Annotated in this window: 21 protein-coding genes; 12 read left to right on the forward strand and 9 right to left on the reverse strand. The window is 67.2% G+C overall.

Annotated features, from left to right (window positions below; genetic code table 11):
• Positions 1-90 precede the first annotated feature (90 nt).
• The 7 genes from FQV39_RS15715 to FQV39_RS15745 all read left to right on the forward strand — a co-directional run bounded on the left by FQV39_RS15715 (position 91) and on the right by FQV39_RS15745 (position 8,068).
• Positions 91-1,182, forward strand: a complete 1,092-nt coding sequence (locus FQV39_RS15715; RefSeq protein ID WP_149131137.1) for an Ldh family oxidoreductase — start codon at positions 91-93, stop codon at positions 1,180-1,182.
• Between the two features lie 218 nt (positions 1,183-1,400).
• Positions 1,401-3,146, forward strand: a complete 1,746-nt coding sequence (locus tag FQV39_RS15720; protein ID WP_149131138.1) for an alkaline phosphatase — start codon at positions 1,401-1,403, stop codon at positions 3,144-3,146.
• A 28-nt stretch (positions 3,147-3,174) separates the two neighbouring features.
• Entirely contained in the window at positions 3,175-3,642 is a 468-nt protein-coding gene (locus tag FQV39_RS15725; protein ID WP_149131139.1) for a hypothetical protein, read from the forward strand.
• Positions 3,620-4,321 carry an ABC transporter ATP-binding protein gene (locus tag FQV39_RS15730; protein WP_149131140.1) on the forward strand — a complete coding sequence of 234 codons (702 nt, stop codon included), beginning with the start codon at positions 3,620-3,622 and terminating at the stop codon, positions 4,319-4,321. Before FQV39_RS15725 ends, FQV39_RS15730 begins: the two co-directional genes overlap by 23 nt.
• Positions 4,318-5,619 carry an FtsX-like permease family protein gene (locus tag FQV39_RS15735; RefSeq protein ID WP_149131141.1) on the forward strand — a complete coding sequence of 434 codons (1,302 nt, stop codon included), beginning with the start codon at positions 4,318-4,320 and terminating at the stop codon, positions 5,617-5,619. The genes FQV39_RS15730 and FQV39_RS15735 overlap by 4 nt, the downstream gene beginning before the upstream one ends.
• Positions 5,620-5,815: 196 nt before the next feature.
• Positions 5,816-6,748 carry an acetamidase/formamidase family protein gene (locus tag FQV39_RS15740; protein WP_149131142.1) on the forward strand — a complete coding sequence of 311 codons (933 nt, stop codon included), beginning with the start codon at positions 5,816-5,818 and terminating at the stop codon, positions 6,746-6,748.
• Positions 6,749-6,793: 45 nt separating this feature from the next.
• On the forward strand, positions 6,794-8,068 hold the full coding sequence (locus FQV39_RS15745) for a M20/M25/M40 family metallo-hydrolase (RefSeq protein WP_149131143.1): 1,275 nt from the start codon (positions 6,794-6,796) through the stop codon (positions 8,066-8,068).
• 3 nt (positions 8,069-8,071) lie between these two features.
• Here FQV39_RS15745 and FQV39_RS15750 read toward each other — a convergent pair whose 3' ends face one another.
• From FQV39_RS15750 to FQV39_RS15770, 5 genes are all read right to left on the reverse strand, one after another.
• Positions 8,072-9,124, reverse strand: a complete 1,053-nt coding sequence (locus FQV39_RS15750; RefSeq protein ID WP_149131144.1) for an aldo/keto reductase — start codon at positions 9,122-9,124, stop codon at positions 8,072-8,074.
• Between the two features lie 71 nt (positions 9,125-9,195).
• Positions 9,196-10,026, reverse strand: coding sequence for an ABC transporter permease (locus FQV39_RS15755; protein WP_149131145.1), 831 nt, complete (start codon positions 10,024-10,026; stop codon positions 9,196-9,198).
• A complete protein-coding gene (locus FQV39_RS15760; protein WP_149131146.1) occupies positions 10,023-10,859 on the reverse strand; it encodes an ABC transporter permease in 837 nt (278 codons plus the stop codon). The genes FQV39_RS15755 and FQV39_RS15760 overlap by 4 nt, the downstream gene beginning before the upstream one ends.
• Positions 10,860-11,000: 141 nt before the next feature.
• Complete coding sequence (locus tag FQV39_RS15765; protein WP_149131147.1) at positions 11,001-12,131, reverse strand: ABC transporter substrate-binding protein; 1,131 nt, start codon at positions 12,129-12,131, stop codon at positions 11,001-11,003.
• Positions 12,132-12,146: 15 nt separating this feature from the next.
• Positions 12,147-13,271, reverse strand: a complete 1,125-nt coding sequence (locus FQV39_RS15770; RefSeq protein WP_349238552.1) for an ABC transporter ATP-binding protein — start codon at positions 13,269-13,271, stop codon at positions 12,147-12,149.
• 114 nt (positions 13,272-13,385) lie between these two features.
• Between FQV39_RS15770 and FQV39_RS15775 the strand changes: the two genes are divergently transcribed.
• Positions 13,386-13,901 carry a hypothetical protein gene (locus tag FQV39_RS15775; protein ID WP_187640347.1) on the forward strand — a complete coding sequence of 172 codons (516 nt, stop codon included), beginning with the start codon at positions 13,386-13,388 and terminating at the stop codon, positions 13,899-13,901.
• Positions 13,902-14,034: 133 nt separating this feature from the next.
• On the opposite strand, the gene FQV39_RS15780 is transcribed toward FQV39_RS15775, so the two are convergent.
• Both FQV39_RS15780 and FQV39_RS15785 read right to left on the reverse strand, forming a co-directional pair.
• On the reverse strand, positions 14,035-15,825 hold the full coding sequence (locus FQV39_RS15780) for a chloride channel protein (RefSeq protein ID WP_149133872.1): 1,791 nt from the start codon (positions 15,823-15,825) through the stop codon (positions 14,035-14,037).
• A gap of 115 nt (positions 15,826-15,940) precedes the next feature.
• Positions 15,941-16,420, reverse strand: coding sequence for an Lrp/AsnC family transcriptional regulator (locus FQV39_RS15785; RefSeq protein WP_149131150.1), 480 nt, complete (start codon positions 16,418-16,420; stop codon positions 15,941-15,943).
• Positions 16,421-16,521: 101 nt separating this feature from the next.
• On the opposite strand from FQV39_RS15785, the gene FQV39_RS15790 reads away from it, so the two are divergent.
• The 3 genes from FQV39_RS15790 to FQV39_RS15800 are packed head-to-tail and all read left to right on the forward strand — an operon-like array spanning position 16,522 to position 19,631.
• Positions 16,522-17,709, forward strand: coding sequence for a diaminopropionate ammonia-lyase (locus tag FQV39_RS15790; protein ID WP_149131151.1), 1,188 nt, complete (start codon positions 16,522-16,524; stop codon positions 17,707-17,709).
• On the forward strand, positions 17,706-18,377 hold the full coding sequence (locus FQV39_RS15795; protein WP_349238553.1) for a glutathione S-transferase family protein: 672 nt from the start codon (positions 17,706-17,708) through the stop codon (positions 18,375-18,377). Before FQV39_RS15790 ends, FQV39_RS15795 begins: the two co-directional genes overlap by 4 nt.
• A 57-nt stretch (positions 18,378-18,434) precedes the next feature.
• Positions 18,435-19,631: a multidrug effflux MFS transporter gene (locus FQV39_RS15800; protein WP_149131152.1), complete on the forward strand. Its 1,197-nt coding sequence runs from the start codon at positions 18,435-18,437 to the stop codon at positions 19,629-19,631.
• Positions 19,632-19,637: 6 nt separating this feature from the next.
• On the opposite strand, the gene FQV39_RS15805 is transcribed toward FQV39_RS15800, so the two are convergent.
• Complete coding sequence (locus tag FQV39_RS15805; protein ID WP_248313027.1) at positions 19,638-21,788, reverse strand: transglycosylase domain-containing protein; 2,151 nt, start codon at positions 21,786-21,788, stop codon at positions 19,638-19,640.
• 265 nt (positions 21,789-22,053) lie between these two features.
• Here FQV39_RS15805 and FQV39_RS15810 point away from each other — a divergent pair, with 265 nt between their 5' ends.
• Complete coding sequence (locus FQV39_RS15810; protein ID WP_149131153.1) at positions 22,054-22,446, forward strand: DoxX family protein; 393 nt, start codon at positions 22,054-22,056, stop codon at positions 22,444-22,446.
• Positions 22,447-22,579: 133 nt separating this feature from the next.
• Here the strand turns inward: FQV39_RS15810 and trxA are convergent, their stop codons facing one another.
• The gene (gene trxA / locus FQV39_RS15815) at positions 22,580-22,900 is read right to left on the reverse strand and encodes a thioredoxin (RefSeq protein ID WP_038366779.1); all 321 of its coding nucleotides are present in this window, start codon (positions 22,898-22,900) and stop codon (positions 22,580-22,582) included.
• Positions 22,901-23,010: the final 110 nt, after the last annotated feature.

A 23,010-nucleotide genomic window follows, 5' to 3' on the forward strand; every position in this document is an offset into this window, starting at 1 on the left:
CGGCATCGCCCCGATCCGGCTTCGCCGGGGTTTGAAAGCTGATTTGCACGTCCGGTCATCGCGCCGGGCGTGCTGCATCGAGGGGAGCCGATGTCGGTTTCGGATGCCTATCCGGAGGAAGTCCTGAAAGGTCTCGCCGTCGCGCTGCTCGAAGCGGCCGGAGCGCCGCCCGATAACGCGGCTCTGGTGGCCGAGGCTCTCCTCGACGCGGATATCGAGGAAATGGCCTCGCACGGCCTGCTGCATCTGCCGATGTATCTCGACCGCATCGCGGGAGGCTCCGTCGATCCGGGTGCCAGGGGCGAGATCGTCACGGATCTGGGTTCTCGCCTGACGATCGATGCCGGGAACGGGCTGGGGCAGGTCACGGCCGAGCGGGCCTGCGAGATCGCAACGACACGCGCCGCCGCGCATGGCCTTGCCGTGGTGGCCGTCCGCAACGCCTTTCATTTCGGCGCCGCCGGACGCTTCGCGCGGAAGATCGCGTCGACCGGGCAGATCGGCATCGTCATGGCCAATACACGGCCCATGCTGCCGGCTCCCGGCGGTGTCGAAGCCGTCGTCGGCAACAATCCGCTGTCGATCGCGGTCCCGACGGGCGGCGAGCCCATCACGCTCGACTTCGCCATGAGCGCTGGCGCCATGGGCAAGATCAGGCTGGCCGCGAGCAAGGGAGAGCCGATTCCGGACGGCTGGGCGCAGACGGCCGAGGGCAAGCCGACATGCGACGCGCTCGAAGCACTGAAGGGGACGCTCCTGCCCGCTGCGGGGGCCAAGGGGTTCGGGCTTGCCGTGATGATCGATCTTCTGGCCGGGGGCCTGTCGGCTGGCGGCATCGGCGAGGCCGTGCAGCCGCTCTACGGCGATACCGCCCGCCCCTATGCGAGCGCAAACCTGTTCATGGCGATCCAGATCGAGGGCATGCGGCCAATCGCGGAATTCGAGGCGGCCGCCTCCGGATTTGCCGATAAAATCCGAGGTTCACGGACCGCTTCCGGAGGAAGGCCCGTGCGCCTTCCCGGCGATCGCGCAGCCCAGGCGCGGAGCCGCTTCGATGGCTTCTGCCGTCTAGGACAGGAAACTCTCGAAGCACTCAAAAGCCGCGCTCGCCGCCTCGGCGTCACGATCCCCGTCGCGCTCACGGACGAAGGCAAGGGCCGATCAGATTACGACAGGCGTTGATCGCAATCCTGCGGTCTCCGCCGCAAAGGCTGCCGCCCGATTATTCAAAGAAGGCACCGTTGGGGCAGACACATCCACCGTATTGCCGTCACCCCCAGGACCGATTGGATCGACGGGTCCCGAAATCGCGCTGAGTCTGTCACGAGTTTGATCAAACTGTCACGTTCCGGTCTTAGGCGAGGTCGACCGGCACGAGCCTTTTCTGGCGGAGAACCACAATGCGCGCATATCACTGGCTGGCGGCGATCCTTGCCGCGGGCGTAGCGGGAGGGTCCGCCGCTGCGCAGACCATCTATCCGATCGACCGTGCCGAAATCCTCGAAGGCTCGCGGTTCGACTTCAAAGTCGAATTCCCGAACGCACCGACCTCTGCCGATGTGAACGTCACCATCAACGGCAAGCCTGCCGCCGAGGTGCTCGGCCGTCCGACCAACTTCATCCAGAGCGAGGAAGGCCAGAAGCATTCCGCCCTGTGGCTGCGCGGCGCTTCGCTGCCCGCCGGCCGCTATGTGGTCGAAGCCACGCAGGGCGACAACAAGGCTACTGTGAACTGGGATGTCTTCGCAACCGCCCAGCCGCGCCGCGCCAAGAACGTCATCCTCTTCATCGGCGACGGCATGTCGGTCGCCAACCGTACCGCCGCCCGCATCCTCTCCAAGGGCTGGAAGGAAGGCAAATACGATGGCGAGCTCGCCATGGACGACATGCCGAACATGGCGCTGATCTCGACCTCCGGCACCGACTCGATCGTCACCGACAGCGCGAACTCGGCAAGCGCTTACACCACCGGCCACAAGTCCTGCGTCAATGCGCTCGGCATCTACTGCGCCAAGAACGCGCTGACGCTTGACCACCCCAAGGTCGAGACGATTTCCGAGATCATCAAGCGCCACCGCACCGGCATGGCGATCGGCGTCGTCACCAATTCGGAGATCGAGGACGCGACGCCGGCCTCGATGATCGCCCATACGCGCCGGCGCTCCGACTACAACGACATCGTCAAGATGTTCTTCGACGTGAAGCCGGACGTGATCATGGGCGGCGGCTCGCCGAACTTCCTGCCCAAGTCGACTCCGGGCACGAAGCGCACAGACGATCTCGACTTCATCGCCAAGTTCAAGGAGGCCGGCTACACGCTGGCGACTACGAAGACCGAGATGAACGCCGCCGTCACGGGCGGCGCCAAGAAACTGCTCGGCCTCTACAACACCTCCAATATCGACGGCGCCTTCGACCTGCGCCTTGCCAAGAAGGGCTCGATCGCGAAATTCCCGGACCAGCCCGACGTGGTCGAGCAGACCAAGGCGGCGATCGAGATGCTCAAGGGCGCCGAGGACGGCTTCTTCCTGATGGTGGAGTCGGCCCGCATCGACAAGTACAGCCACTCCCTCGACTGGGAGCGCTCCGTGTTCGACACGATCATGCTCGACAATGCGGTGAAGGTCGCCAAGGACTTCGCCGGCGAGCGCAACGACACACTGATCATCGTCGTGCCGGACCACGCTCACGCCGTCTCGATCATCGGCACCTATGATGACGACCGCCCGGGCCAGCTGCTGCGCGACAAGCTCGGCACCTACGCCGACTCCGTACCGCCGAATTACGGCCCCCGCGATGCCGACGGCTACCCCACCAAGGTCGACACCTCGCGTCGCCTGGCCGTCGTCTACGGCTCCTATCCCGACACCTGCGATACCGGCCGCCCCGCCATGGATGGCGAGCGCGTCCCGGCCGTGAAGGGCCCGGATGGCAAGACCAATATCGCCAACGAGAAGGACTGCACCGGCCCGCTCGCCACGCGCAAGACCGGCAACCTGCCCTTCGACGCCAATAGCGGCGTGCACTCCGCCGACGACGTCATCCTGACGGCGATGGGCCCCGGCGCGGAGAAATTCCGCGGCCACAAGCCGAACACCTATGTCTTCCGCGTGATGGCGGAAGCGCTGGCGCTCGGCGGCAAGTGAGCCGATGATCGGGGCAACGGAGGCATCGATGCGCCGGCGAAGCCCCATTGCGACCATCACCCGCCGCGAAGCCGTGCTCGGCCTCGCGGCGGTGGGCCTTTTCGACCGCGCCGCCATGGCCGCCGATACCGAGACCATCGCCTTCGACGGTCTCTACAAATCCTTCGGCGTGCTCGGCTTCGAATTTTCCGACAGGGTGACCGCGCTGCGCGGCAAAGCCGTGCGCATGGTCGGCTACATGGCACCGCCGCTGAAGCCGGAAAGCCACTTCTTCGTGCTGACGCGCGAGCCTCTCGCCATCTGCCCGTTCTGCCAGTCCGACGCCGACTGGCCGGTCGACATCGTCGTCGTGTTCATGAAGAACGAGACGGCGATGGTCAGCGCCGGCCGCAAGGTCGTGGTGACCGGACGGCTGGAGATCGGCTCCGCGACCGATGCCGAGACCGGCTTCGTCAGCCAGATCAGGATTGCCGATGCCGGCTTCTCCCTCGCCTGAGGCAAGCGCGCAGCGGCTCGTTCTCGCGGATATCGCCCTCGACCATCGTGACGGCGATGGCCAGCCCTTCCGCGTTCTCGACCTTCCCGCACTGACGATCGAGCCTGGCGCCACGCTCGGCATCAGCGGCCCGTCCGGCTGCGGCAAGTCCACACTGCTTCATCTGATCGCCGGCCTCCTGCGTCCGGGCAGCGGCTCGGTGCGCTGGGGCGAGACCGAGGTCTCCGGCTTGCCGGAAGCGCAGCGCGACCGCTGGCGCAGGCAGACGCTGGGCTTCGTCTTCCAGGATTTCCATCTGGTGCCGGAACTCGATGTCGCCGGCAACATCGCCTTGCCGGCGAGCTTCTCCTCCTGGCGCCTGAGCACCTCTGGCCGCGAACGCGCTCTCGCGCTGGCATCCCGCGTCGGGCTGAAGGACCCTCACCGCAGGGCCGCGGTTCTCTCGCGCGGTGAGCAACAGCGCGTCGCGATCGCCCGCGCGCTGTTCAACGCCCCGCGCCTGATCCTGGCCGACGAACCCACCGCCAGCCTCGACGCCGATCATGCTGACGGCGTCTCGGACCTGCTCGTCGAGGCTGCGGAAGAGAGCGGCGCCACCCTGATCTGCGCTTCGCATGATCAACGCCTGCTCGCCCGGCTGGCGCAGCGGCTCGATCTCAGGGCGGGACACGCGGCATGAACCCCTGGCCGATGGTGCTGGCTGATCTGCGGGCGCTGCGCTGGACCGCACCGGCCATCATGCTGCTCGTCGCGCTCGCGGTCGCCACCGGGATCGCCATCGGCGCACAGGAGCGGGCGCTGCGCCAGGGTTCGGCCCGGGCTGCCGATGATTTCGACCTCGTCGTCGGCGCCCCCGGCAGCCAGACGCAGTTGCTGATGTCGACCGTCTATCTGCAGCTCGAAGCGCTGCCGCTGGTCGAGGGGCGGGTTCTCAAGGCGCTCGCGCAGGACGAGCGCGTCGGGAGTTTCGCGCCGGTCGCCTTCGGCGACGTCAGCCGCGGCTATCCCGTCATCGGCACGACGGCCGATTTCGCGGGGCGCTGGGGCCGGATCAAGCCGAGCGAAGGCCGGCTCTTCGCGGCCGAGGGCGAAGCCGTGCTCGGCGCCGATGTGGTCTACCGGCTGGGTGATACGATCGAGCCCTCCCACGGCGTCGCGGGCCATACGCCCAAACCCGGCCAGGTCGACGAGGAGGAACGCGGCCACAAGCATGAGGGCCATGGCTACACGGCGGTCGGCCGGCTGCCGCGGCTCGGCTCTCCCTGGGATCGCGCCATCCTCGTGCCGATCGAGAGCGTCTGGGAGATCCACGGTCTCGGCAACGGCCATGCCACTGAGGAAGCCCGGAGCGATTCCCCGTTCTGGCACGCGGGCTCGAACACCAACGACGGTCGCCGCCCCGAGGAAACGCGGATCGGCCCACCCTTCGACGCCAAGCGCGTGCCCGGCGTTCCGGCGATCGTGGTGAAGCCGAAAAGCGTCGCCGGCGCCTATGCACTGCGCGCGCAATACCGGCAGGGCGGAACCATGGCCTTCTTCCCGGCCGAGGTGCTCGTCTCGCTCTACGGGGCGCTCGGCGACATGCGCGACATCCTCGTCGTCGCCTCGGCTTCCAACGCGGTGCTGATCCTCGCCAGCGTCGTGCTTCTCCTGATCGCCGTGAACGGGTTGCGCCGCCGGCGCTATGCAACGCTCAGGGCGCTCGGCGCCCCGCGTTCCTATGTGCTGCTGGTCACCTGGATCGGCACGATCGTCCTGATCGCCGCGGGCTGCCTCGCCGGGCTGCTGCTGGGCGTGATCGCGACCCATGCGGTATCCGGCATCGTGGCGGCTCGCACGGGGCTTTCGCTCTCGCCTGCGATCGGCGTTGGTGAATTGGCGCAGGCGGGCCTGCTCTGCCTCGTGGGAAGCCTGCTGGCGCTGCTGCCCGCAGCGATTTCCTATCGAAGCCCGATCATCCAGGGCTTGAGAGACTGAGAGCTTCGCCAGACAGGCGTCGCCCAATCCGTCCCCAGCATCGACCACGACCCATTTCGGCGGGGGCGAGCCTGACGCAGGGCGCCCCTTCGCCGGCGAGCGCTTCTCACGGAACAGGCGAGCCCCTACGGTCCGTGCGCCGGGTGGTCGACGCCCCGGCCACGATTTCGACGCGAACCTGCTCCGGAAGGCTTTCATGGCGCGCCATCACTTCGTCCCGACCCGCTATTCGAACGTGATCGGCACCTTGCCGCCGGTTCTGGAGATCGCCAGCGGCGACAGCGTCGTCACCGCCACGCTCGATGCCGCCGGCTTCGGCGCCGACGGCGAGCAGCATGCTCCGCGCGGCAACCCGATGACCGGCCCGTTTTTCGTCACCGGCGCCGAGCCGGGCGATGCGCTGCTCGTCACCATCGAGCGGATGACGCCGAACCGGAAGACCGGCTGGACCTATTCGCCGCTGGCGCCCGGCGTGCTCGACCCGGCGATCCTGGCCGAGCTGCCGAAGCGCGAGCGCTATGAATGGGCGATCGACGCCGCAGCCGGCACGGTAAAGCTGCTCGAGCCTTCGGCCCGCATCAAGGACTGGAGCTTCCCGCTCGCGCCGATGCTGGGCTGCTTCGGCGTGGCGCCGGAACGCGGCCAGGCGATCTCGACCGCGACGAGCGGCGCCTATGGCGGCAACATGGACTACCGGCTGTTCGGCCCCGGCGCGACCATCGCCTTCCCGGTCTTCGAATCCGGCGCCCTGTTCTTCCTCGGCGACGGCCATGCCTGCCAGGGCGATGGCGAGATCGCCGGCACCGGCGTCGAGACCAGCTTCGAGGTCGAGTTCTCGGTGAAGCTCGTCAAGAAGCTTGGCCTGCGCTGGCCGCGCTGCGAGACCGCGACCGACCTGCTGGTGATCGCCAGCGGACGCCCGCTCGACCAGCCGCTGCAGTTCGCCACGACCGAGATGCTGCGCTGGGTCGGCGAGGATCTCGGTGTCGATCCGGTCGAGGCGAGCCACCTGCTCGGACAGGCGGTCCGCTACGACATCGCCAACGTCTTCAACCCGGCCTATTGCGTCGCTGCCCGGCTGGAGAAGACCGCGCTTACCCGCCCGATGTCGCTCCTCGCCCGCGCCTGACGCCTCACGCATTCCTTCAAAACGCCACCATCAAGAAGACTGACCATGTCCAAGGATACTGCTGCCCTGAAGGCCGAGCTGCTTCAGGCGATCGATGCGCGCCGCGACGAGATCGTCGAACTGCTGCGCCGCTTCCTGCGCATCAGGAGCGTCAACCCGCCGGGCGATACCCGCGAAGCTGCCGCCTTCGTCCGCGAACTGCTCGACCAAGCCGGCGTGCCGCATCGCACCGAGGCCTTCGTGCCGGAGATGCCGAACATCATCGGCCGCTGGGAGAGCGGCAATCCCGGCCGCCACCTTATCCTCAACGGCCATATGGACATCTTCCCGGTCACCAAGGAGAAGCTCTGGGAAGCCGAGATCGTCGACGGCAAGATCATGGGCCGCGGCGCCTCCGACATGAAGACCGGGACGCTCGCTTCGATCCTCGCCTATTGCCAGCTCTATCCCCATCGCGAGAAGCTCAGCGGCGCGCTGACGCTGACCGTGGTCTCGGACGAGCAATCGGGCGGGCGCTACGGCACCAAATATCTGTTCGACGAATTTGCCGACGAGATGGCCGCCGATTGCTGCCTGAACGGCGAGCCGAGCGGCCTCGCCAATCTGCGCTTCACCGAGAAGGGCACGCTGCGCTTTTCGCTCTCGGCCAGGAGCATCGGCGGCCATGGCGGCTATGCCCACCGGGCGCGCAACCCGATCGCGGACGTAAGCCGGCTCGTGACCACGATCTATGACCGCTACCACCTCAAGCTCGCGACGCTGCCGCCCGAGATCGACGCGGTGCTGACCTCGCCGGAGACGATCGCGGCGGCCGATCTCAACCTCGGCAAGGGCGCGGGCGACGTCGCCCGGCGCATCACCGTCAATGTCGGCATCCTGCAGGGCGGGCAGAAGGCGACGCAGATCCCGACGCATTGCATCGCCCATCTCGACATGCGCATCCCGATCGGCTCCGACCGCGACGCGATCCGGGCCGATCTCGAAGCGCTCGCCCGCGAGAGCGACTGCGAGATGGTCGTCAACGAGGACCACAGCTACCCGGCGAGCCTGACCGATCCCTTCAGCGAGATGGCGAACATCCTGCGCGGCAACATCCGCGAGCTGCTTGGCCATGACGCCCCGCCGGTGTCGAGCCTGGGGGGTACCGACACGCGCTACTGGCGCTGGCGCGGCGTTCCGGCGCTGATCTGCGGCCCCTCCCCAATCAGCATGGGCACGGACGAGGAGCACGTCACCATCGACGAGGCGATCGCGGTGATGAAGCTGCATGTCGCCTGCGCGGTCGACTATCTCGGCTCGGCCGGCACACCGGCCAAGTAAGGCTCAGCCCTCGGGGACCGGCGCCTCGGCAACGAGCAAGCCCTCGGCCTTGAGATCACGCCAGAGCGCAGCCGGCACCGCCCGCGCGACGAGATCGAGATTGCGCGCGACCTCCTGCGGGGTCACGGCGCCGAGCACGATCGTCGCGACCGCCGGGTGGGCGGCGCAGAAGGCGAGCGCCGCCTGCGGCAGCACGACGCCATGGGCGGCGCAGACCGCCTCGATGCGGGCGACGCGGGCCAGGATTTCCGGCGGCGCCGGCTTGTAGTTGTAATAGGCACCGGGCTTTGCGCCGGTGGCGAGAATGCCGGAGTTGAAGACGCCCGCCAGCATCACAGCGATCTTCTTTTCGAACGCGAGCGGCAGGAACTCCGTCAGCGCGCCCTGTTCCAGCAGCGAGTAGCGGCCGGCCAGCATCATCACATCGAAATCGCCGGCCCGCGCGAAGCGCGCGCACATCTCGGCCTCGTTGACGCCCACACCGATCGCCTTGACCGCCCCGGATGAACGCAGCCGGTCGAGCGCGCGATAGGCGCCGTCCATCGCCTCGGTGAAGCGCTGCTCCATCCTGTCGCCATGGGTCCAGACGTCGACGTCGTGGATCAGCAGGATGTCGATATGGTCGGTGCCAAGCCTGAGCAGCGACTGCTCGAAGGAGCGCATCGCGCCGTCATAGGAGTAGTCGATCACCGCCGGATGCGGCAGGCCGCCGACATAGCCCGAGCCATCTCCCTTCGGCTGGCCGGCATCCATCCAGCGACCGACCTTGGTCGAGACGATGACGCTCCCGCGCGGCACGCTGCGCAGCGCTGCGCCGATGCGGTGCTCGGAGAGGCCGTGGCCGTAGAGCGGCGAGGTATCGACGAGGTTGATGCCGGCCGCGAGCGCGGCGCGGACCGTGTCCTGCGCCGTGACCTCGTCGAGATGCGTGTAGAGATCGCCGAGCGGCGCCCCGCCGAAGCCGATCAGGCTCGGCTGGAGCCCGGCGATCGGCCGGCCGCGAGGAACGGAATCCGAGGCCGGCCCGGATGGAGAGAGTTCAACGCCGTTCGTCATCGCTGATCCGCAAGCCAGGAGGGAGTGGCAGATTTGCGGATCGCCCTCAGGCGCGCAAGCCTGCCGCTGCCTCAGGCCCCGACCTTGGCGAGCACATCGGCGCGCAGGAAGCGCTCGATGAACAGCATGAACAGCACCGAGGGCACGAGCAGGATCAGCGCCGTGATCGAGGCGACCTGATAGTTGCCGCCCATCGCCGCGTTGTAGAGCAGCAGCGGCAGCGTGGTGACCTGCGGCACGCCGACGAAGAAGGTGCCGGTGAATTCGTCGAGCGACTCCAGGAACACGAAGATGCCGCTGGCGATGATGCCGGGCGCGGCGAGCGGCAACGTCACCGAGAAGAAGGTCTTGAGCGGCGAGGCCCCGATATTGCGCGCAGCCAGCTCCAGGTCCCTGTCGACGGCGCCGAAGGCCGCCGCCGCGATCCAGACCGAATAGACCAGGCCATGCGCAGCGTGGACGAGCACGACGGCGAAGACCGTGCCGTTGATGCCGAGCTGATAGAAGATGCGCGCGACATTGATGTAGATCGCGACCGAGGGAAAGGCTTGCGGCAGCAGGAACACGATCATGAAGAGCGCGCGCGCCGGCAGCTTCAGCCGCGCCAAAGCGTAGCCGGCGGGGATCGAGAGCACGAGCGCGACGATGACCGTCAGCACCGCGATCCAGACCGAGGTGGCGAGCGAGGCCATGGCATCGCCGGTCGGGCGGAAGACCTGCTCCCAGTAGCGCGTGCCGTAGACGACCGGCAGCTTGTAGGGCGTGTACCAGCGCTCGGCGACCGACCACAGCGCCAGATTGACCAGCGGCCCGATCAGGAAGAAGGCGAAGGCCGCGAGCGCGAAGGCCGCAAGCAGCATGCGCAGGCCGGAGGCGACGCGGGTCATGGCGTGCCCGGTCATCGTGTGCCTTCCTGCGCCATGCCGCGCTTGAGATAGATGATCGCCGCGCCCGCCGAGATCAGATAGGTGATGACGCCGAGCGCGTTCGCCGTCGAATAGTCGCCATAGGCGTTGATGCGGAAGGCCATGTCGACCGTCAGCATGGTCGGCTGCGAGCCCGCGACCATCATCGGCACCGACAGCACCGACAGCATCGTCACGAAGGAGAGGACGAGCGCGACGAGGAGCTGCGGCATCACCTGCGGCAGCGCGAGTTCGACCAGCACGCGCAGGCGCGAGGCGCCGAGATTGCGGCCGGCCTCCAGCGTGGCGCGGTCGAGCGCTGCGAGCGCGCCGGCCAGCAGCAGCGCGACGAAAGGAGTCTGCTTCCAGACGAAGGTGGCGATGATGCCGCGCCAATCGAGGAAGCTCATCGCCTGCAACGGCTCCATCAGCCCCATGGCGACGAAGGAATTGTTCATCAGCCCGTTCTTGGCGAGGAAGGTGCGCATGCACTGCGCCGCGACGATGAACGGGATGAAGAGCGGCCAGCGATAAAGCGCCTTCAGTGTGCCGACGATGAAGCGGTTCTCGCCCAGCGTCAGCGTGCCGGCGATGATGGTGGCGACGAGCCCCGTCAGCAGGCAGGAGGCGAGCACGATGATGACGGTGAAGAGGATGTCGCCGGAATAGAGCTCATAGGCCTTGGCGAAGGCCTGCAGCGAGAAGCCACCCTGCGGCCCGGTGAAGGCCGAGATCAGCGAGAAGCAGAGCGGATAGAGGAACAGCGCCGCCACGAGGGCGAGGCCTGGCGCGATCAGCAGCAAAGCGAGCTGGCGTTGGGAAAGGGACATTCGTCGGTTCCGGCTAACCAATCGCGGCGGGCGGGAAAGGCCGTCATGGTCGGGCTTGACCCGACCATCTCGGCAACCAGAGTAAGCTGGTCATGAGATCCTCGGGTCAAGCCCGAGGATGACGGCTTCTCGGGGCGAACCTCAGTTCGCGACCTTCTTCTCGTAGCCCTCGAGGATGTCGTTGAAGTAGGGCGCGATCGGGAAGGGTTTGCCGTTCTTGGCGAGCTCAGCCGGAGTGATGTCGGTGAAGAGCTTGTCCCAGGCGGCCTTGTCGAGCTTGCCTTCGAGGTTCTTGGCATCGATGCCCGGATACCAGTTGAACTTCTTGACGATGCCGTCAGCCTGGACCTGCGGGCTGGTGGCGAGCGCGATGAACTCTTCCGCCAGCTTCTTCTGCGCCGACTTCTCCGGCACCGCATAGTACATCGGCTGGCCGGGCATGCCGGGCGAGGCGAGCTTCAGCTTCATGCTCGGCGGCAGCTTGCCGTCGGCCTGCCAGGAGTAGAACATGTCGACCCAGACCGGGCCCATCGCGATCTCGCCGCGGTTGAGCATGTCGAGCGTGCCGGCATTGCCGGGGGTGATGACGGCATTCTTGTTGAACTCCTTCAGCTCGGCGAAGGCCTTGTCCCACTTGGCCTTCTCGGCGGCGTCATAGGGGCCCTGGATCAGCTTGTCGGCGTCGCCGCCGAAGGCATAGACCCAGCCGGCGACGAAGGCCACGCCGGACATGCCGCCCTTGATGCCGTTATAGCCGAACTGCTTCGGGTTCTTCTTCACCCACTCCTTCAGCTCGGTGAAGTTGGCCGGCGGGTTCTTCAGCATGTCGGCGTTGTAGGCGAGCGCCGTCTGCGACTGGAACATCGGCATAACGTAGCCGGAGACGTCGGCGCCGAGCGAGTTCTTGGCCGTCTCGCTGGAGACGAGCTTCGACGTGTCGACATTGGCCGTGTACTTGTTCAGCAGGCCTTCCTTGACCATCTGGCCGGCGGCCTTCTGGTGGATGACCACCACGTCGAAATCGGTCGTGGCGGCGCCCTTCTGGGCGTCGAGCTTCTCGTAGATCTTCTGCGAGCCGGAATCGCCGGGGCCGGTGCCGACCGAGACGACCTTCACGCCCGGATGGGCCTTCTCGAACATCGGCCCGAGATAGTCCTTGACGTAGTCGACCATGTTCTGATCGCCGGCGGAGGCGACGTTGAGGGTCTGCGCAGAAAGCGGCGATGCCACGATCAGCGCGGCGAGCGAGCAGGCAAGCGTGATAATGCGCATGTGTCTGACTCCCTGTCAGGCGGCGATCCCGGCCTCGGTCGCCGGGAAGATGTGAAGGCGCTGCAGCGGAATGCGCAGCCCGACCTTCGTTCCGAGTTCGTGACGGCCGGCATCGTCGACCGTGATCTGGCGGCCGGCCGCTTCCACCTTGTAGCGGTAGATGCCGCCGGGATAGGCGCGCGCGGCGATGATGCCGGGGACGACGAGTTCGCCGCCTGCAGGCGGCGCATCGAGCGCGTCGAGGCTCGCGACATCGTCGCGGAAATAGGCGAGCGCCTCGCCGGCCGGCAGCGCAGCAGCTCCTTCGCCCGCAAGGGTCGCGCGGGCTTCGCCGGCAGCGACGGACGCCAGTCCATCGCCGCGCTCGATGCGCAGCGGCAGCACGTTCTCCGCACCCATGAAATTGGCGACGAAGGCGGTGGCCGGACGATCATACACCTCCTCCGGCGTTCCGACCTGCGCGATGCGCCCAGCCTGCATGATGACGAGCCGGTCGGCCATGGTCATGGCCTCCTCGCGGTCATGGGTGACGTGGACGGCGGTCAGGCCCAGCCGCTGCTGGATGGCGCGGATCTCGTGGCGCATCGTCAAACGGATCTTGGCATCGAGGTTCGAGAGCGGCTCGTCGAGCAGCAGGATGCCGGGGTCGATCGCGAGCGCGCGGCCGAGCGCAACGCGCTGGCGCTGGCCACCGGACAAGGCCGTGACTTTGCGGTTTTCATAGCCGGCAAGACCGAGGAAGTTCAGCATCTCGCCGACCTTGGCGGCGATCTCGGCCTTCGACTTGCCGCGCAGCTTGAGGCCGTAGCCAATGTTCTGCAGCACGGTCATATGCGGCCAGAGCGCGTAGGACTGGAAGACCATCGCCATGCCGCGCTTTTCCGGCGGCAATCCGGCGACATCCTTGCCACCGACGATGATCGAACCGGACTCGACCGGCACGAAGCCGGAGAGCGAACGCAGCAGCGTGGTCTTGCCGCAGCCGGAGGAGCCGAGGAGCGCGGTGAAACTGCCGGGAGCGAAGTCCAGATCGATGCCGTGCAGCACGCGCGTGCCGCTATAGGAAACCTTGAGCGCGCGCACGCCAATGGCCGCGCCACTGCCCGCTCTGGCTTGCGTTTCCGGCTGCAAGGCGCCCACTCCCCACCTTCGCTTTTGTTGCCGGTTAATGGAATTTTTCTTCCATTGACTAGCACGATTGAAATAAACATTACGTACGGGGCGCACTCTATGCAAGAGCTTTGTGAAACTTGGATGACAGCGCAGATACACTCCCTCTGGCTCATGGCGTCGCCCTCCGACGAGGCGATGCTGACCGGTCTCGTCGGCGATCTGGCAGGGCGTTTCGGCACCCTGCTCTTCGCGCCACATCTGACATTGCAAGGTGACACGACGATGCCACCCGCCGCGCTCGAACGCGCGGCGACAGCGGCCGCCGAGAGCATCGCTGCCTTCTCGGAACCCGTGGCGTGGGTCGAAGGGAGCGAAGCCTTCTTTCGCTCCTTCTATGCCCGCTTCGCGGTCTCGCAACCGCTGGCGTCGCTCAAGCGTGCGCTCGATCCGGAAGGCTTCGACAGCTTCGTGCCGCATGTCTCGCTGCTCTATGGGCCGGTCGAGGCCGCTGCCAAGGCAGCCGCCATCGCGGAGGTCAACACGCGGCTCGCCGGCCGTGCGATCCATTTCGACCGGATCGGCATCGTGACGTCGGGGCAGGACATCCCGATCGCGGAGTGGCGGGTCGTCTGGCAGACAGGGCTGCGTTCGAGCTGAGCAGCTCACGCCCACGCCACACCGTCATTGCGAGCGCAGCGAAGCAATCCAGGGGGACTGGGTGAGACGTTCAACCCAGTCCCCCTGGATTGCTTCGTCGCTTCGCTCCTCGCAATGACGGCAAGCGGCTGAGCTACTCGCCGATCAGCTCACGATTTCGGCGGCTGACCTCGTCGCTATAGCGCTTGATCGCGTGCGCTTCGCTGAGGATGCCCACGAGCCGGCGGCTGTCGCGATCGGCGACGACGGGCAGCGCCTCGCTCTCGGACTCGTCGAAGAGCTTCAGCGTGTCGCGCACCGACATGTCGGTCAGCAGCATGCGATCGGGATTGCGCAGCAGATGGCGCACGGTGCGCGGCGCTGGCTCGGCCGCGGCCTCCTCGTCCAGCGCCGGATCGGGCTCGTAGAGCGCGCCGGGCGGCACCATGCCGGCATAGGCATCGCCGGGGCCGATCGCGACGAGGTAGTTGGTGGAACCCGGCGGGTATTTCAGCCGCGCCTCGGCGATGGTGGCGTCGGCTGCGATTTTTGGCACCTCGATACGCATCATGCTGCCGGCGGTGAGGTCCCGCATCCAGCCGACGTCATGGGCGCCGCGGATGCTCTCGCCGCGCAGGTGGAAGCGCCATGTCGCGAAGGAGAAGCCGAAGAGGCGACGCGTCACGAGCGAAGCCGCGCCGGCCGCACCGACGATGGCGAGCGTCAGCTTGAGATCACCGGTCATCTCGAGCGCCAGCAAGGCCATCGTCATCGGCCCGCCGACGATCGAGACCGCGAGCGAGCTCATGCCGACCAGAGCAAACAGCGTCTCATGCCCCGCAAGGTTCGGGAAGGCGAGCGACAAGACGCCGATGAAGAGGCGCCCGGTCAGCACGCCGAGCAGCAGCGAGGCGAAGAACAAGCCGCCGCGGAAGCCTGAGCCGATAGATATCGAGGATGCCAGCGCCTTGGCGAGAAGGACCAAGGCGAAGAGCGCCAGATTCGTGTCGATCCCGAGATAGAGATTGATCGCGCCGTGACCGGCCGAGAACACCGACGGGCTCCAGATCGCCAGCGCACCGACGAGGAGGCCGCCAAAGGCCGGCCTCAGCCAGGTCGGGATCCGCGAGCGCCGGAAGCCGGCCTCGACGAAGGCTGCGGCGCGCATGACGACGATGCCGGCGAGCCCGCAGGCCGCGCCCAACATGACGACGAGCGGCAGGTCGGAGACGATGATCGGCCCGATCGGCGGCACCTCGACCGCGAGCAGCGAGGGCGCAAGCAGGCTGTGGGTCACGGTCGCCATGAAGGTTGCAGCCATCACCGGCACGAAAGCGGCGATCGAGTAGCTGCCGAGGATGAGCTCGAAGGCATAGAAGGCGCCGGTCAGCGGTGCATCGAAGGCCGCCCCGATGGCGCCACCGGCGGCACAGCCGACCATCAGGCGCATGTCGGCCCGGCGCAGGCGCAAGCGGCGTGCGATATGGGAGGCGAGCCCGCTCGCGGCCTGGGTATAGCCCGCTTCGAGGCCTACCGAGGCGCCGGCGCCGCTGGAGCCGATCGTCTGGAGCGCAACGAAGACGCTGTCGCGCAGCGACATTCGTCCGCCATGCAGCGCATTGGCCTCGATCGGGTCGATCGGCTGCTTGCGCCGGCGGAAGAACAGCCAGGACGCCACGCCGATGGCGAGACCGCCGAGGACAGGACCGACGAGGGCCCGCCAGGTCGGGATCGTCGTGGTGATCGACAGGCGCTGGCCATGCGCCAGTCCGAAGATGAGCTCATGCAGAAGCTGCGTCGTGAGCGACATCGCCAGCACGATCAGCCCGGCGAAGACGCCAACCACGGAGGCCAGCACGACGACGCCGATTTCGCTGGAGCGGACGAGCGCGCGCCAGCCCTGCGGCGCATCGCCCGCTCCGGCCGTTGCTGGGGTGGCTTTCACTGTGATCAAGGCAAGGCCCGACAGGCTCGTTCGTCACGTCGGATCGCGGTCGCATATCGCCGCCGCCAGAACAAGACGACCAGGCGATGCCACGCCTGCGCCTGCCGCGGGACCGCTACGCGACGGGCACGGCGAGCCCCGTCTTCACCCGGTCCATGGCGACGAAGCTACGGAACTTGCGGATATTGGGGTTGGCGAAGAAGAGCCGCCGCGTCAGCGCCTCATAGGCCGCCATGCTCGGCACCAGCACGACCAGCATGAAATCGACCTCGCCGGTGACGTAGTAGCATTGCTGCACCTCGGGCGCGGCGAGGAAGGCGGTCTTGGCCGCGTCGATGTCGACAGCCGTCTCGCTGACCAGCTCGACCTCGACGAAGAGCGTGATCGGATGGCCGAGCGCCCCCGGATCGACCACAGCGACATTGGCGCGGATGACGCCGCTCGCCTCCATCCGCCGGATACGGCGCTGGACGGCCGGAGCGGAGAGGTTCACACGCTCGCCGATCACGCGCTGCGGCGTGGTGTTGTCCTGCTGCAGGATGGCGAGGATCGCGCGGTCGAAGGCGTCGAGGTCGTGAGCGGCGGGCTCGGGCATGGCGCGTCCTGAGAAACAAACTTGCATCAGCTCGCCTCAAATCCAGCGCCTTTTTCGCCCCGCTTGCAATATCCATTCATCAGCAAGTCCCCGAGGTCGCCATGTTCCTGCTCAACCACCATCCCGACTACCGCTCCACTCTCCACCCCGACGATGTCGAGACGCTCGGCCCTGCCGGGGCGGATGCGATCGAGGCGCATCTGGCTGAGCGGCAGAACCATGTGCCGACGCCGCTGCACAGCCTGCCCGGCCTCGCCGCCGCGCTCGGGATCGGCGCGCTCTTCATCAAGGATGAGGGCCAGCGCCTCGGCCTCGGCAGCTTCAAGGCGCTCGGTGGCGCCTATGCGGTGATCCGGCTCGCGCTGGAGGCCGCTTCGGAGAAGCTCGGCCGCCCGTTGAGCGATGCCGATATGAACGATCCCGCTATCCGCACTGTGGCCGCCGGAATGACCTTTGCCTGCGCGACCGACGGCAATCACGGCCGCTCGGTGGCGCAGGGCGCGCAGCTGCTTGGCGCGAAGGCGGTGATCTTCGTCCATGGCGGCGTCAGCGACGAGCGCGTCGCGGCAATCGCCCGCTTCGGCGCCGAGATGGTGCGCGTCAACGGCACCTATGACGACTCCGTGGTCGAGGCGGCGCGTGTCGCGACCGAGCGGGGTTGGACCATCGTTTCCGATACGTCGTGGGAAGGCTATGAGCGCATCCCCGGCCTCGTGATGCAGGGCTATACCGCGATCGCCCGCGAGGCGCTGGCGCAGATGCCGGCGCAGCCGAGCCATGTCTTCGTGCAGGCTGGCGTCGGCGGCATCGCAGCCGCGCTCGCCGCCCAGATGCAGACCCGTTTCGGCGACGAGCGGCCGCTCTTCTCCGTAGTCGAGCCGTCGCGGGCAGCCTGCATCTTCGAGGCGGCACGACAGGGCCGGCCGGTCAAGATCGCCCATGGCGCGCCGACTGTCATGGCGATGCTCGAATGCTACGATCCCTCGCCGCTGGCTCTGCGCGTGCTCTACCGCGCCGCCGACGCTTTCCTGACCGCGGAGGATTCCGATGCCGTCGAGGCGATGAACCGCCTCGCCCGCCCCGTCGCCGGCGATCCGGCCATTGTCGCCGGCGAAAGCGGCGCGGCCGGGCTCGCGGGATTGCTGGCAGTGCTGCGTAACCCGGAAGCGCGGGCGGCCCTGAAGCTTGATGCCTCCTCGCGCGTCTTCCTCGTCAACACGGAGGGCGCCACCGATCCGGCACGCTATGCCGAACTCGTCGGCCTTGAGCCCACCGAGGTCGCGGCATGACCAACCAGTCCTCCGGCGAGCGGCTGACGCTCTATTCGCAGAGCCATTCGCCCTATGCGCACAAGACCATCGTCTTCGCCCATGAGGCCGGCATCGCGGGCCAACTCGACATCATCGACCACGAGACCAGCCCGACGAACCGCAACCCGGCCGTCTTCGCGGTCAATCCGCTCGGCAAGGTGCCGGTGCTGATCACGCCGGAGGCGGGAGCAATCTTCGATTCGCTGGTGATCTGCGACTATCTCGACGGACTGCATTCCGGTCCGAAATTGATCCCAACAAACGGAGCCAAGCGCTGGCAGGCGCTGCGCCTGCATGCCGTGGCGCAGGGACTGTGCGATGCCGGCATCGCCCTGCGGTGGGAGACGCTGCGCCGGCCGGAGGCTCTGCGCTACCCGCCGCTCCAGGAGGGCCAGACGGCGAAGCTCGTCGAATCCTATGACCTGCTGGAGCGGCAGGAGCCGCTCGACGGCCCCGTCGATATCGGGCAGATCGGATTGGCGACGGCGCTGGCCTGGCTGGAATTCCGAGCACTGCCGGATTTCCGGACCAAGCGCCCCCGGCTGACACGCTGGTACGAGGAATTCTCGCAGCGCCCCTCGATGCGCGCGACCGCCTATCACGGCGAGACTCAGGACGGCCCGGCGCCCGCCGCCATTGCCGGATGACCGGCTGACGTCGTAGCAGGGGCGCGCGGCCCGCTCCGGCCGCGCCGGAGGCCGCCCATGAAGCTTCGTCCCGATACGCTGGCGATGACCGCCGTCCTCGCCATGCTGACGGCGCTCGGCCCCCTCTCGACCGATTTCTACCTGCCGTCCCTGCCCGAGATCGCGCGGGTGATGGAAACCGATGTCGCCGGCGCGCAGGCGACGCTCTCGTCCTTCCTGTTCGGCTTCGCCGCTGGGCAGCTCTTCTGGGGGCCGCTTTCGGACCGTCTCGGCCGCAAGCCCGTCCTGCTCGCAGGCTTGAGCCTTTTCACGCTGGCGACGCTGGCCTGTGCGCTCGCGCCTTCGATCGGAGCGCTGACATTCGCGCGGGCGCTGCAGGCGCTCGGGGCCTCGGGTCCGATCGTGCTCGGCCGCGCCATGGTGCGAGACCTCTATGACGGGCCGCGCGCCGGCCGCGAGCTCGCGCGCATGGGCATGATCATGGGGCTTGTCCCAGCCGTCGCACCGGTGATCGGCGGCGTGCTGCAAGTCGCCTTCGGCTGGCGCTCGACCTTCCTCGCCTCGCTCGCCTTCGGGCTAGCTCTTGCTGCCGTCATCATCACGATCATGCCGGAGACGATGCGCGTGCGCTCACCGCACCCCCTCTCGCCGATCGCCATCTTCCGCGGGTTCGGCGTGCTGCTGCATAACCGCGCCTTCCGCGTCTATGTCGCGCTCACCGCGCTGGCCTATGCCGGGCTCTTCGCCTTCATCTCCGGCTCGTCCTTCGTGCTGATCGGCATCTACGGGCTGACGCCGGTGGAGTATGGCTTCTCCTTCGGCTTCGGCGTGCTCGGCTTCATCCTCGGGACGATCATCGCCCAGCGCCTCGTCGGCCGGCGCGGCATGGACGGTGTGATCTCCCTCGGAGTCGCCTGCCTCGCCGGGGGCGGGCTCGCCATGCTGGTCGGTGTCCTCACCGGTTTCGGCGGGGCGGCAGGCGTCGTCGTGCCGATGGCGCTCTATGCCTGCGGCGTGGGGCTCACCATGCCGCAGGCCCAGGCCTCCGCGATGATGCCTTTTCCGGACCGCGCCGGCGCGGCGTCGTCCTTCAACGGCCTGTGCCAGATGCTGCTCTCGGCCTGCGTCGGGCTGCTCGTCGGCCATCTGCTCAAGAACGCGGCGCTGCCGCTGCCCATGGTCATGTCGACGCTCGGCGTCGCCGCCCTGGTGCTGTTCCGGGCGACGCGTGCCATCCGCGGAGCCAAGGTCTAAGCGGCCTCAGCCGCCGAAGAGTCGCTCGAAGAAGTTGCGCTCCTGCGGCGCCGGCTTCACCCAGGCGCGATCCGAGCTGGCGGGCTGAGCCGGCGCGGGCGTGCCGGCATCGGCCACCGGCGCGCCGTCGCCGAAGATCGTCTTCGGCGCGCCCTGCCAGAAGCCGCCGGGCAGCGGGATGGGCTGGGCGCCGGCATGGGCGGCCTTCATGTACTTGCCCCAGATCTCGGCCGGCAGGCCGGAGCCGGTGACGCGCTTCATGGTGGAGTTATCGTCATTGCCGACCCAGACGGCGGTGACGAGGCGGCCGGTGAAGCCGACGAACCAGGCGTCGCGATAATCCTGCGTGGTGCCGGATTTGCCGCCGACCTCCCAGCCGGCGAGGTTGACCTTGCTGCCGGTGCCGCCGGTCATCACCGCGTGGAACATGGTGTTCATCATCGCGAGCGTCTGCGGCTGGATCACCGGGCCGAAATTATTCGCCTTGCGGGCATAGATCACCTTGCCGTTGGTCGAACGCACCTCGCGGATGACATAGGGCAGCACCGATTGGCCGCCATTGGCGAAGCTGGCATAGGCGGCCGTCATCTCCAGCGGTGTCACCTCGGAGGTGCCGAGCGACAGCGACGGGTTGGGCTGCAGCGGCGAGGTGATGCCCAGGCGCTGCGCCGTACGGATCACCTCGCGCGGCGTCACCTCCTGGATCAGGCGGGCGACGACCGTATTGAGCGAATGGGCGAAGGCGGTCTGCAGCGTCACCGGGCCGCGGAAGCTGCGGGAATAGTTCTCCGGCTCCCAGCCCTTGATCGAAACCGGCGAGTCGTCGCGGATCGTGTCCGGCGTCATGCCCTTCTCGATCGCGGTCAGATAGACGAAGGGCTTGAAGGAGGAGCCCGGCTGGCGGCGCGCCGCCGTCGCCCGGTTGAACTGGCTCTTGGTGTAGTCCCGCCCACCGATCAGGGCGCGGATCGCTCCGTCCGGCGCAAGCGACACCACCGCACCCTGCGAGGCGTTGAGCTTGGCACCCTGCGCCGAGAGCGCATCGACGAGGATCGTTTCGGCCGAGCTCTGCAGCTTGGTATCGAGGGTGGTAAGCACGGTCACGTCGCCTTCGACCGCGCCGATGAAGTCATCCAGCACGTCCATGACGTAATCGGCCGCATAGTTGACCGAGCCGGCGCCGACGCGCTCGGGCACTTCGGCCGGCGTGGTCAGCGCGGTCTTGGCTGCCGCCTGCGAGATGAAGCCCTGGTCTGCCATCGCTGCGATGACGAGCTGGGCCCGCTTCTCGGCCGCCTCCGGATTGCGGTTGGGTGCCAGACGCGACGGGGCCTGCACCAGGCCGGCGAGCATCGCCGCCTCCGCGATCGTCACCGAGCGCGCCGACTTGTTGAAATAGCGCTGCGCTGCCGCCTCCACGCCATAGGCGCCAGAGCCGAAATAGACGCGGTTGAGATAGAGCTCGAGAATCTGGTCCTTGGTGTAGGTGCGCTCGAGCCAGAGCGCCAGGATCGCCTCCTGGATCTTGCGGGCGGCGGTGCGCTCCTGCGTCAGGAAGAGGTTCTTGGCGAGCTGCTGGGTCAGGGTCGAGCCGCCTTGCGCCACGCCGCGGCCGCGCAGATTGGTGACGAGCGCGCGGCTGATGCCGATCGGGTCGATGCCGAAATGCTCGTAGAAGCGCTTGTCCTCGATCGCGACGAAGGCCTTGGGCAGATAGGGCGGTATCTCGCCGATGGTGATGGTGCGCCCGCCGGTCTCGCCGCGATTGGCGAGCAGCGAGCCGTCGGCGGCGAGGATCGCGATGTTCGGCGGCCGCTTCGGCACGGTGAGCTGGTCGATCGGCGGCAGTTGCGAGGCGTGATAGGCGATGAAGCCACCGAGGCCGATGGCGCACCACAGGCCGAGCACCATCGTCCAGTAGAACAGCCCGCCGAGCAGCGAGCGCCGCCGGCGCCCGCGGCGCTTGCCACCACCGCCTCCACCGCTGCGCTTGTTGCGCACCGGCTGGCTACGCGGCTGCGGACGCGGCGCTGCGCGATGACGGTGAAGCGGGCGATCGTCGTCGGAAAGGCGCATGTCGAAATCGTCGCGGCTTGCGCCGCTCTCTTCGTCGAAGGACGGCTCGCGCCGCTCGCCTCGTTTGATCCGGTCGTTCATCCTGCCCCGTTCGGCCCACACGCCGCCCTGCAATGCGGTCAGGTCACACAGGATTCAAACATGGCGCTTTTAAGGGACAGTTAAGGGTGCGCTGCGGCCGCGAAGGCACAGTCGTCGCGAGAACGTGATCGAACTTGCAAATGCGCAAACGAAATCGTCATCGAACGGGATATTGCGCAAAATCAAAAGCCCTGCCTAAAAGCCGGACGGGAAACGCGCAGGAACCTATCGCCATTCGTTTCGTTTTCGTCGACAGAGGACACAGATGAACTCGCTTAATCGCTATGCGCCGCATGTGCTCGGCCTGCTGCGTATCGTCACCGCACTGATCTTCATCCTGCACGGCACGCAAAAGCTCCTCGGCTTCCCGGCTCCGCCGGCCGGCGGCGCGCTGCCCTCGGCCTTTACGCTTATGTGGTTCGCGGGCGCCCTCGAACTCGTCGGTGGCCTGCTGATGCTCGTCGGCTTCCAGACCCGAATTGTCGCCTTCGTCCTCTCGGGCCAGATGGCCTTCGCCTACTGGATGGCGCATGCGCCGAAGAACTTCTACCCGGCGCTGAACGGCGGCGACGCGGCAATCCTCTACTGCTTCGTTTTCCTCTACTTCGTCTTCGCCGGCGCCGGCGCCTTCGCAATCGACAAGGAAAGCCGCGCCTGAATTCAACGGCCGTAGAGCCTCTTTCCCGCGGAGGCATTCCGGCAGGATTGGTGTCTCCCCGTCCAACTCGACGAATCGAAAAGGCCCGCTTCCAACCGGAAGCGGGCCTTCTTCATGAGAGACTCGAGGGTGTTCAGACGGCCGCCGAGATCCAGCGCGAGAGATCGCTCTTGGGCGCCGCACCGACCTTCTGCGAGGCGAGCTTGCCGTCCTTGAAGAGCATCAGCGTCGGGATCGAGCGAATGCCGAACTGGGCCGGAATCTGCTGATTCTCGTCGACGTTCATCTTGACGATCTTGACCTTGCCATTGAGCTCGGTCGCGATTTCCTCAAGCGCCGGGCCGATCATGCGACAGGGGCCGCACCATTCCGCCCAGAAATCCACCACGACCGGCTCGGAAGACTTCAGGACGTCGGCCTCGAAGCTCTGATCGGTTACCTTGCTCGTTGCCATGACTGGCCGCCTTTCGGTTTCAACGGGCAGCTATACCACCCTTCGCCAGCGAAGCTATGAACGCCCGCCCTTCCGGTCAAGGCGCGTGCGCCGCAGGGCAGAGGCGAAGC

The sequence above is a fragment of the Bosea sp. F3-2 genome, from assembly GCF_008253865.1.
In the GTDB taxonomy this organism is placed as follows: domain Bacteria; phylum Pseudomonadota; class Alphaproteobacteria; order Rhizobiales; family Beijerinckiaceae; genus Allobosea.

Excerpts from the sequence above, each read along its gene's own strand:
- trxA (WP_038366779.1), bottom strand. The coding sequence starts at position 22,900 with ATGGCAACGAGCAAGGTAACCGATCAGAGCTTCGAGGCCGACGTCCTG.
- FQV39_RS15785 (WP_149131150.1), bottom strand. The coding sequence starts at position 16,420 with ATGCCCGAGCCCGCCGCTCACGACCTCGACGCCTTCGACCGCGCGATC.
- FQV39_RS15715 (WP_149131137.1), top strand. The coding sequence starts at position 91 with ATGTCGGTTTCGGATGCCTATCCGGAGGAAGTCCTGAAAGGTCTCGCC.
- FQV39_RS15795 (WP_349238553.1), top strand. The coding sequence starts at position 17,706 with ATGACCAACCAGTCCTCCGGCGAGCGGCTGACGCTCTATTCGCAGAGC.
- FQV39_RS15765 (WP_149131147.1), bottom strand. The coding sequence starts at position 12,131 with ATGCGCATTATCACGCTTGCCTGCTCGCTCGCCGCGCTGATCGTGGCA.
- FQV39_RS15720 (WP_149131138.1), top strand. The coding sequence starts at position 1,401 with ATGCGCGCATATCACTGGCTGGCGGCGATCCTTGCCGCGGGCGTAGCG.
- FQV39_RS15805 (WP_248313027.1), bottom strand. The coding sequence starts at position 21,788 with ATGAACGACCGGATCAAACGAGGCGAGCGGCGCGAGCCGTCCTTCGAC.
- FQV39_RS15725 (WP_149131139.1), top strand. The coding sequence starts at position 3,175 with ATGCGCCGGCGAAGCCCCATTGCGACCATCACCCGCCGCGAAGCCGTG.
- FQV39_RS15810 (WP_149131153.1), top strand. The coding sequence starts at position 22,054 with ATGAACTCGCTTAATCGCTATGCGCCGCATGTGCTCGGCCTGCTGCGT.
- FQV39_RS15775 (WP_187640347.1), top strand. The coding sequence starts at position 13,386 with ATGACAGCGCAGATACACTCCCTCTGGCTCATGGCGTCGCCCTCCGAC.
- FQV39_RS15760 (WP_149131146.1), bottom strand. The coding sequence starts at position 10,859 with ATGTCCCTTTCCCAACGCCAGCTCGCTTTGCTGCTGATCGCGCCAGGC.
- FQV39_RS15735 (WP_149131141.1), top strand. The coding sequence starts at position 4,318 with ATGAACCCCTGGCCGATGGTGCTGGCTGATCTGCGGGCGCTGCGCTGG.
- FQV39_RS15750 (WP_149131144.1), bottom strand. The coding sequence starts at position 9,124 with ATGACGAACGGCGTTGAACTCTCTCCATCCGGGCCGGCCTCGGATTCC.
- FQV39_RS15740 (WP_149131142.1), top strand. The coding sequence starts at position 5,816 with ATGGCGCGCCATCACTTCGTCCCGACCCGCTATTCGAACGTGATCGGC.
- FQV39_RS15755 (WP_149131145.1), bottom strand. The coding sequence starts at position 10,026 with ATGACCGGGCACGCCATGACCCGCGTCGCCTCCGGCCTGCGCATGCTG.
- FQV39_RS15790 (WP_149131151.1), top strand. The coding sequence starts at position 16,522 with ATGTTCCTGCTCAACCACCATCCCGACTACCGCTCCACTCTCCACCCC.
- FQV39_RS15800 (WP_149131152.1), top strand. The coding sequence starts at position 18,435 with ATGAAGCTTCGTCCCGATACGCTGGCGATGACCGCCGTCCTCGCCATG.
- FQV39_RS15745 (WP_149131143.1), top strand. The coding sequence starts at position 6,794 with ATGTCCAAGGATACTGCTGCCCTGAAGGCCGAGCTGCTTCAGGCGATC.
- FQV39_RS15730 (WP_149131140.1), top strand. The coding sequence starts at position 3,620 with ATGCCGGCTTCTCCCTCGCCTGAGGCAAGCGCGCAGCGGCTCGTTCTC.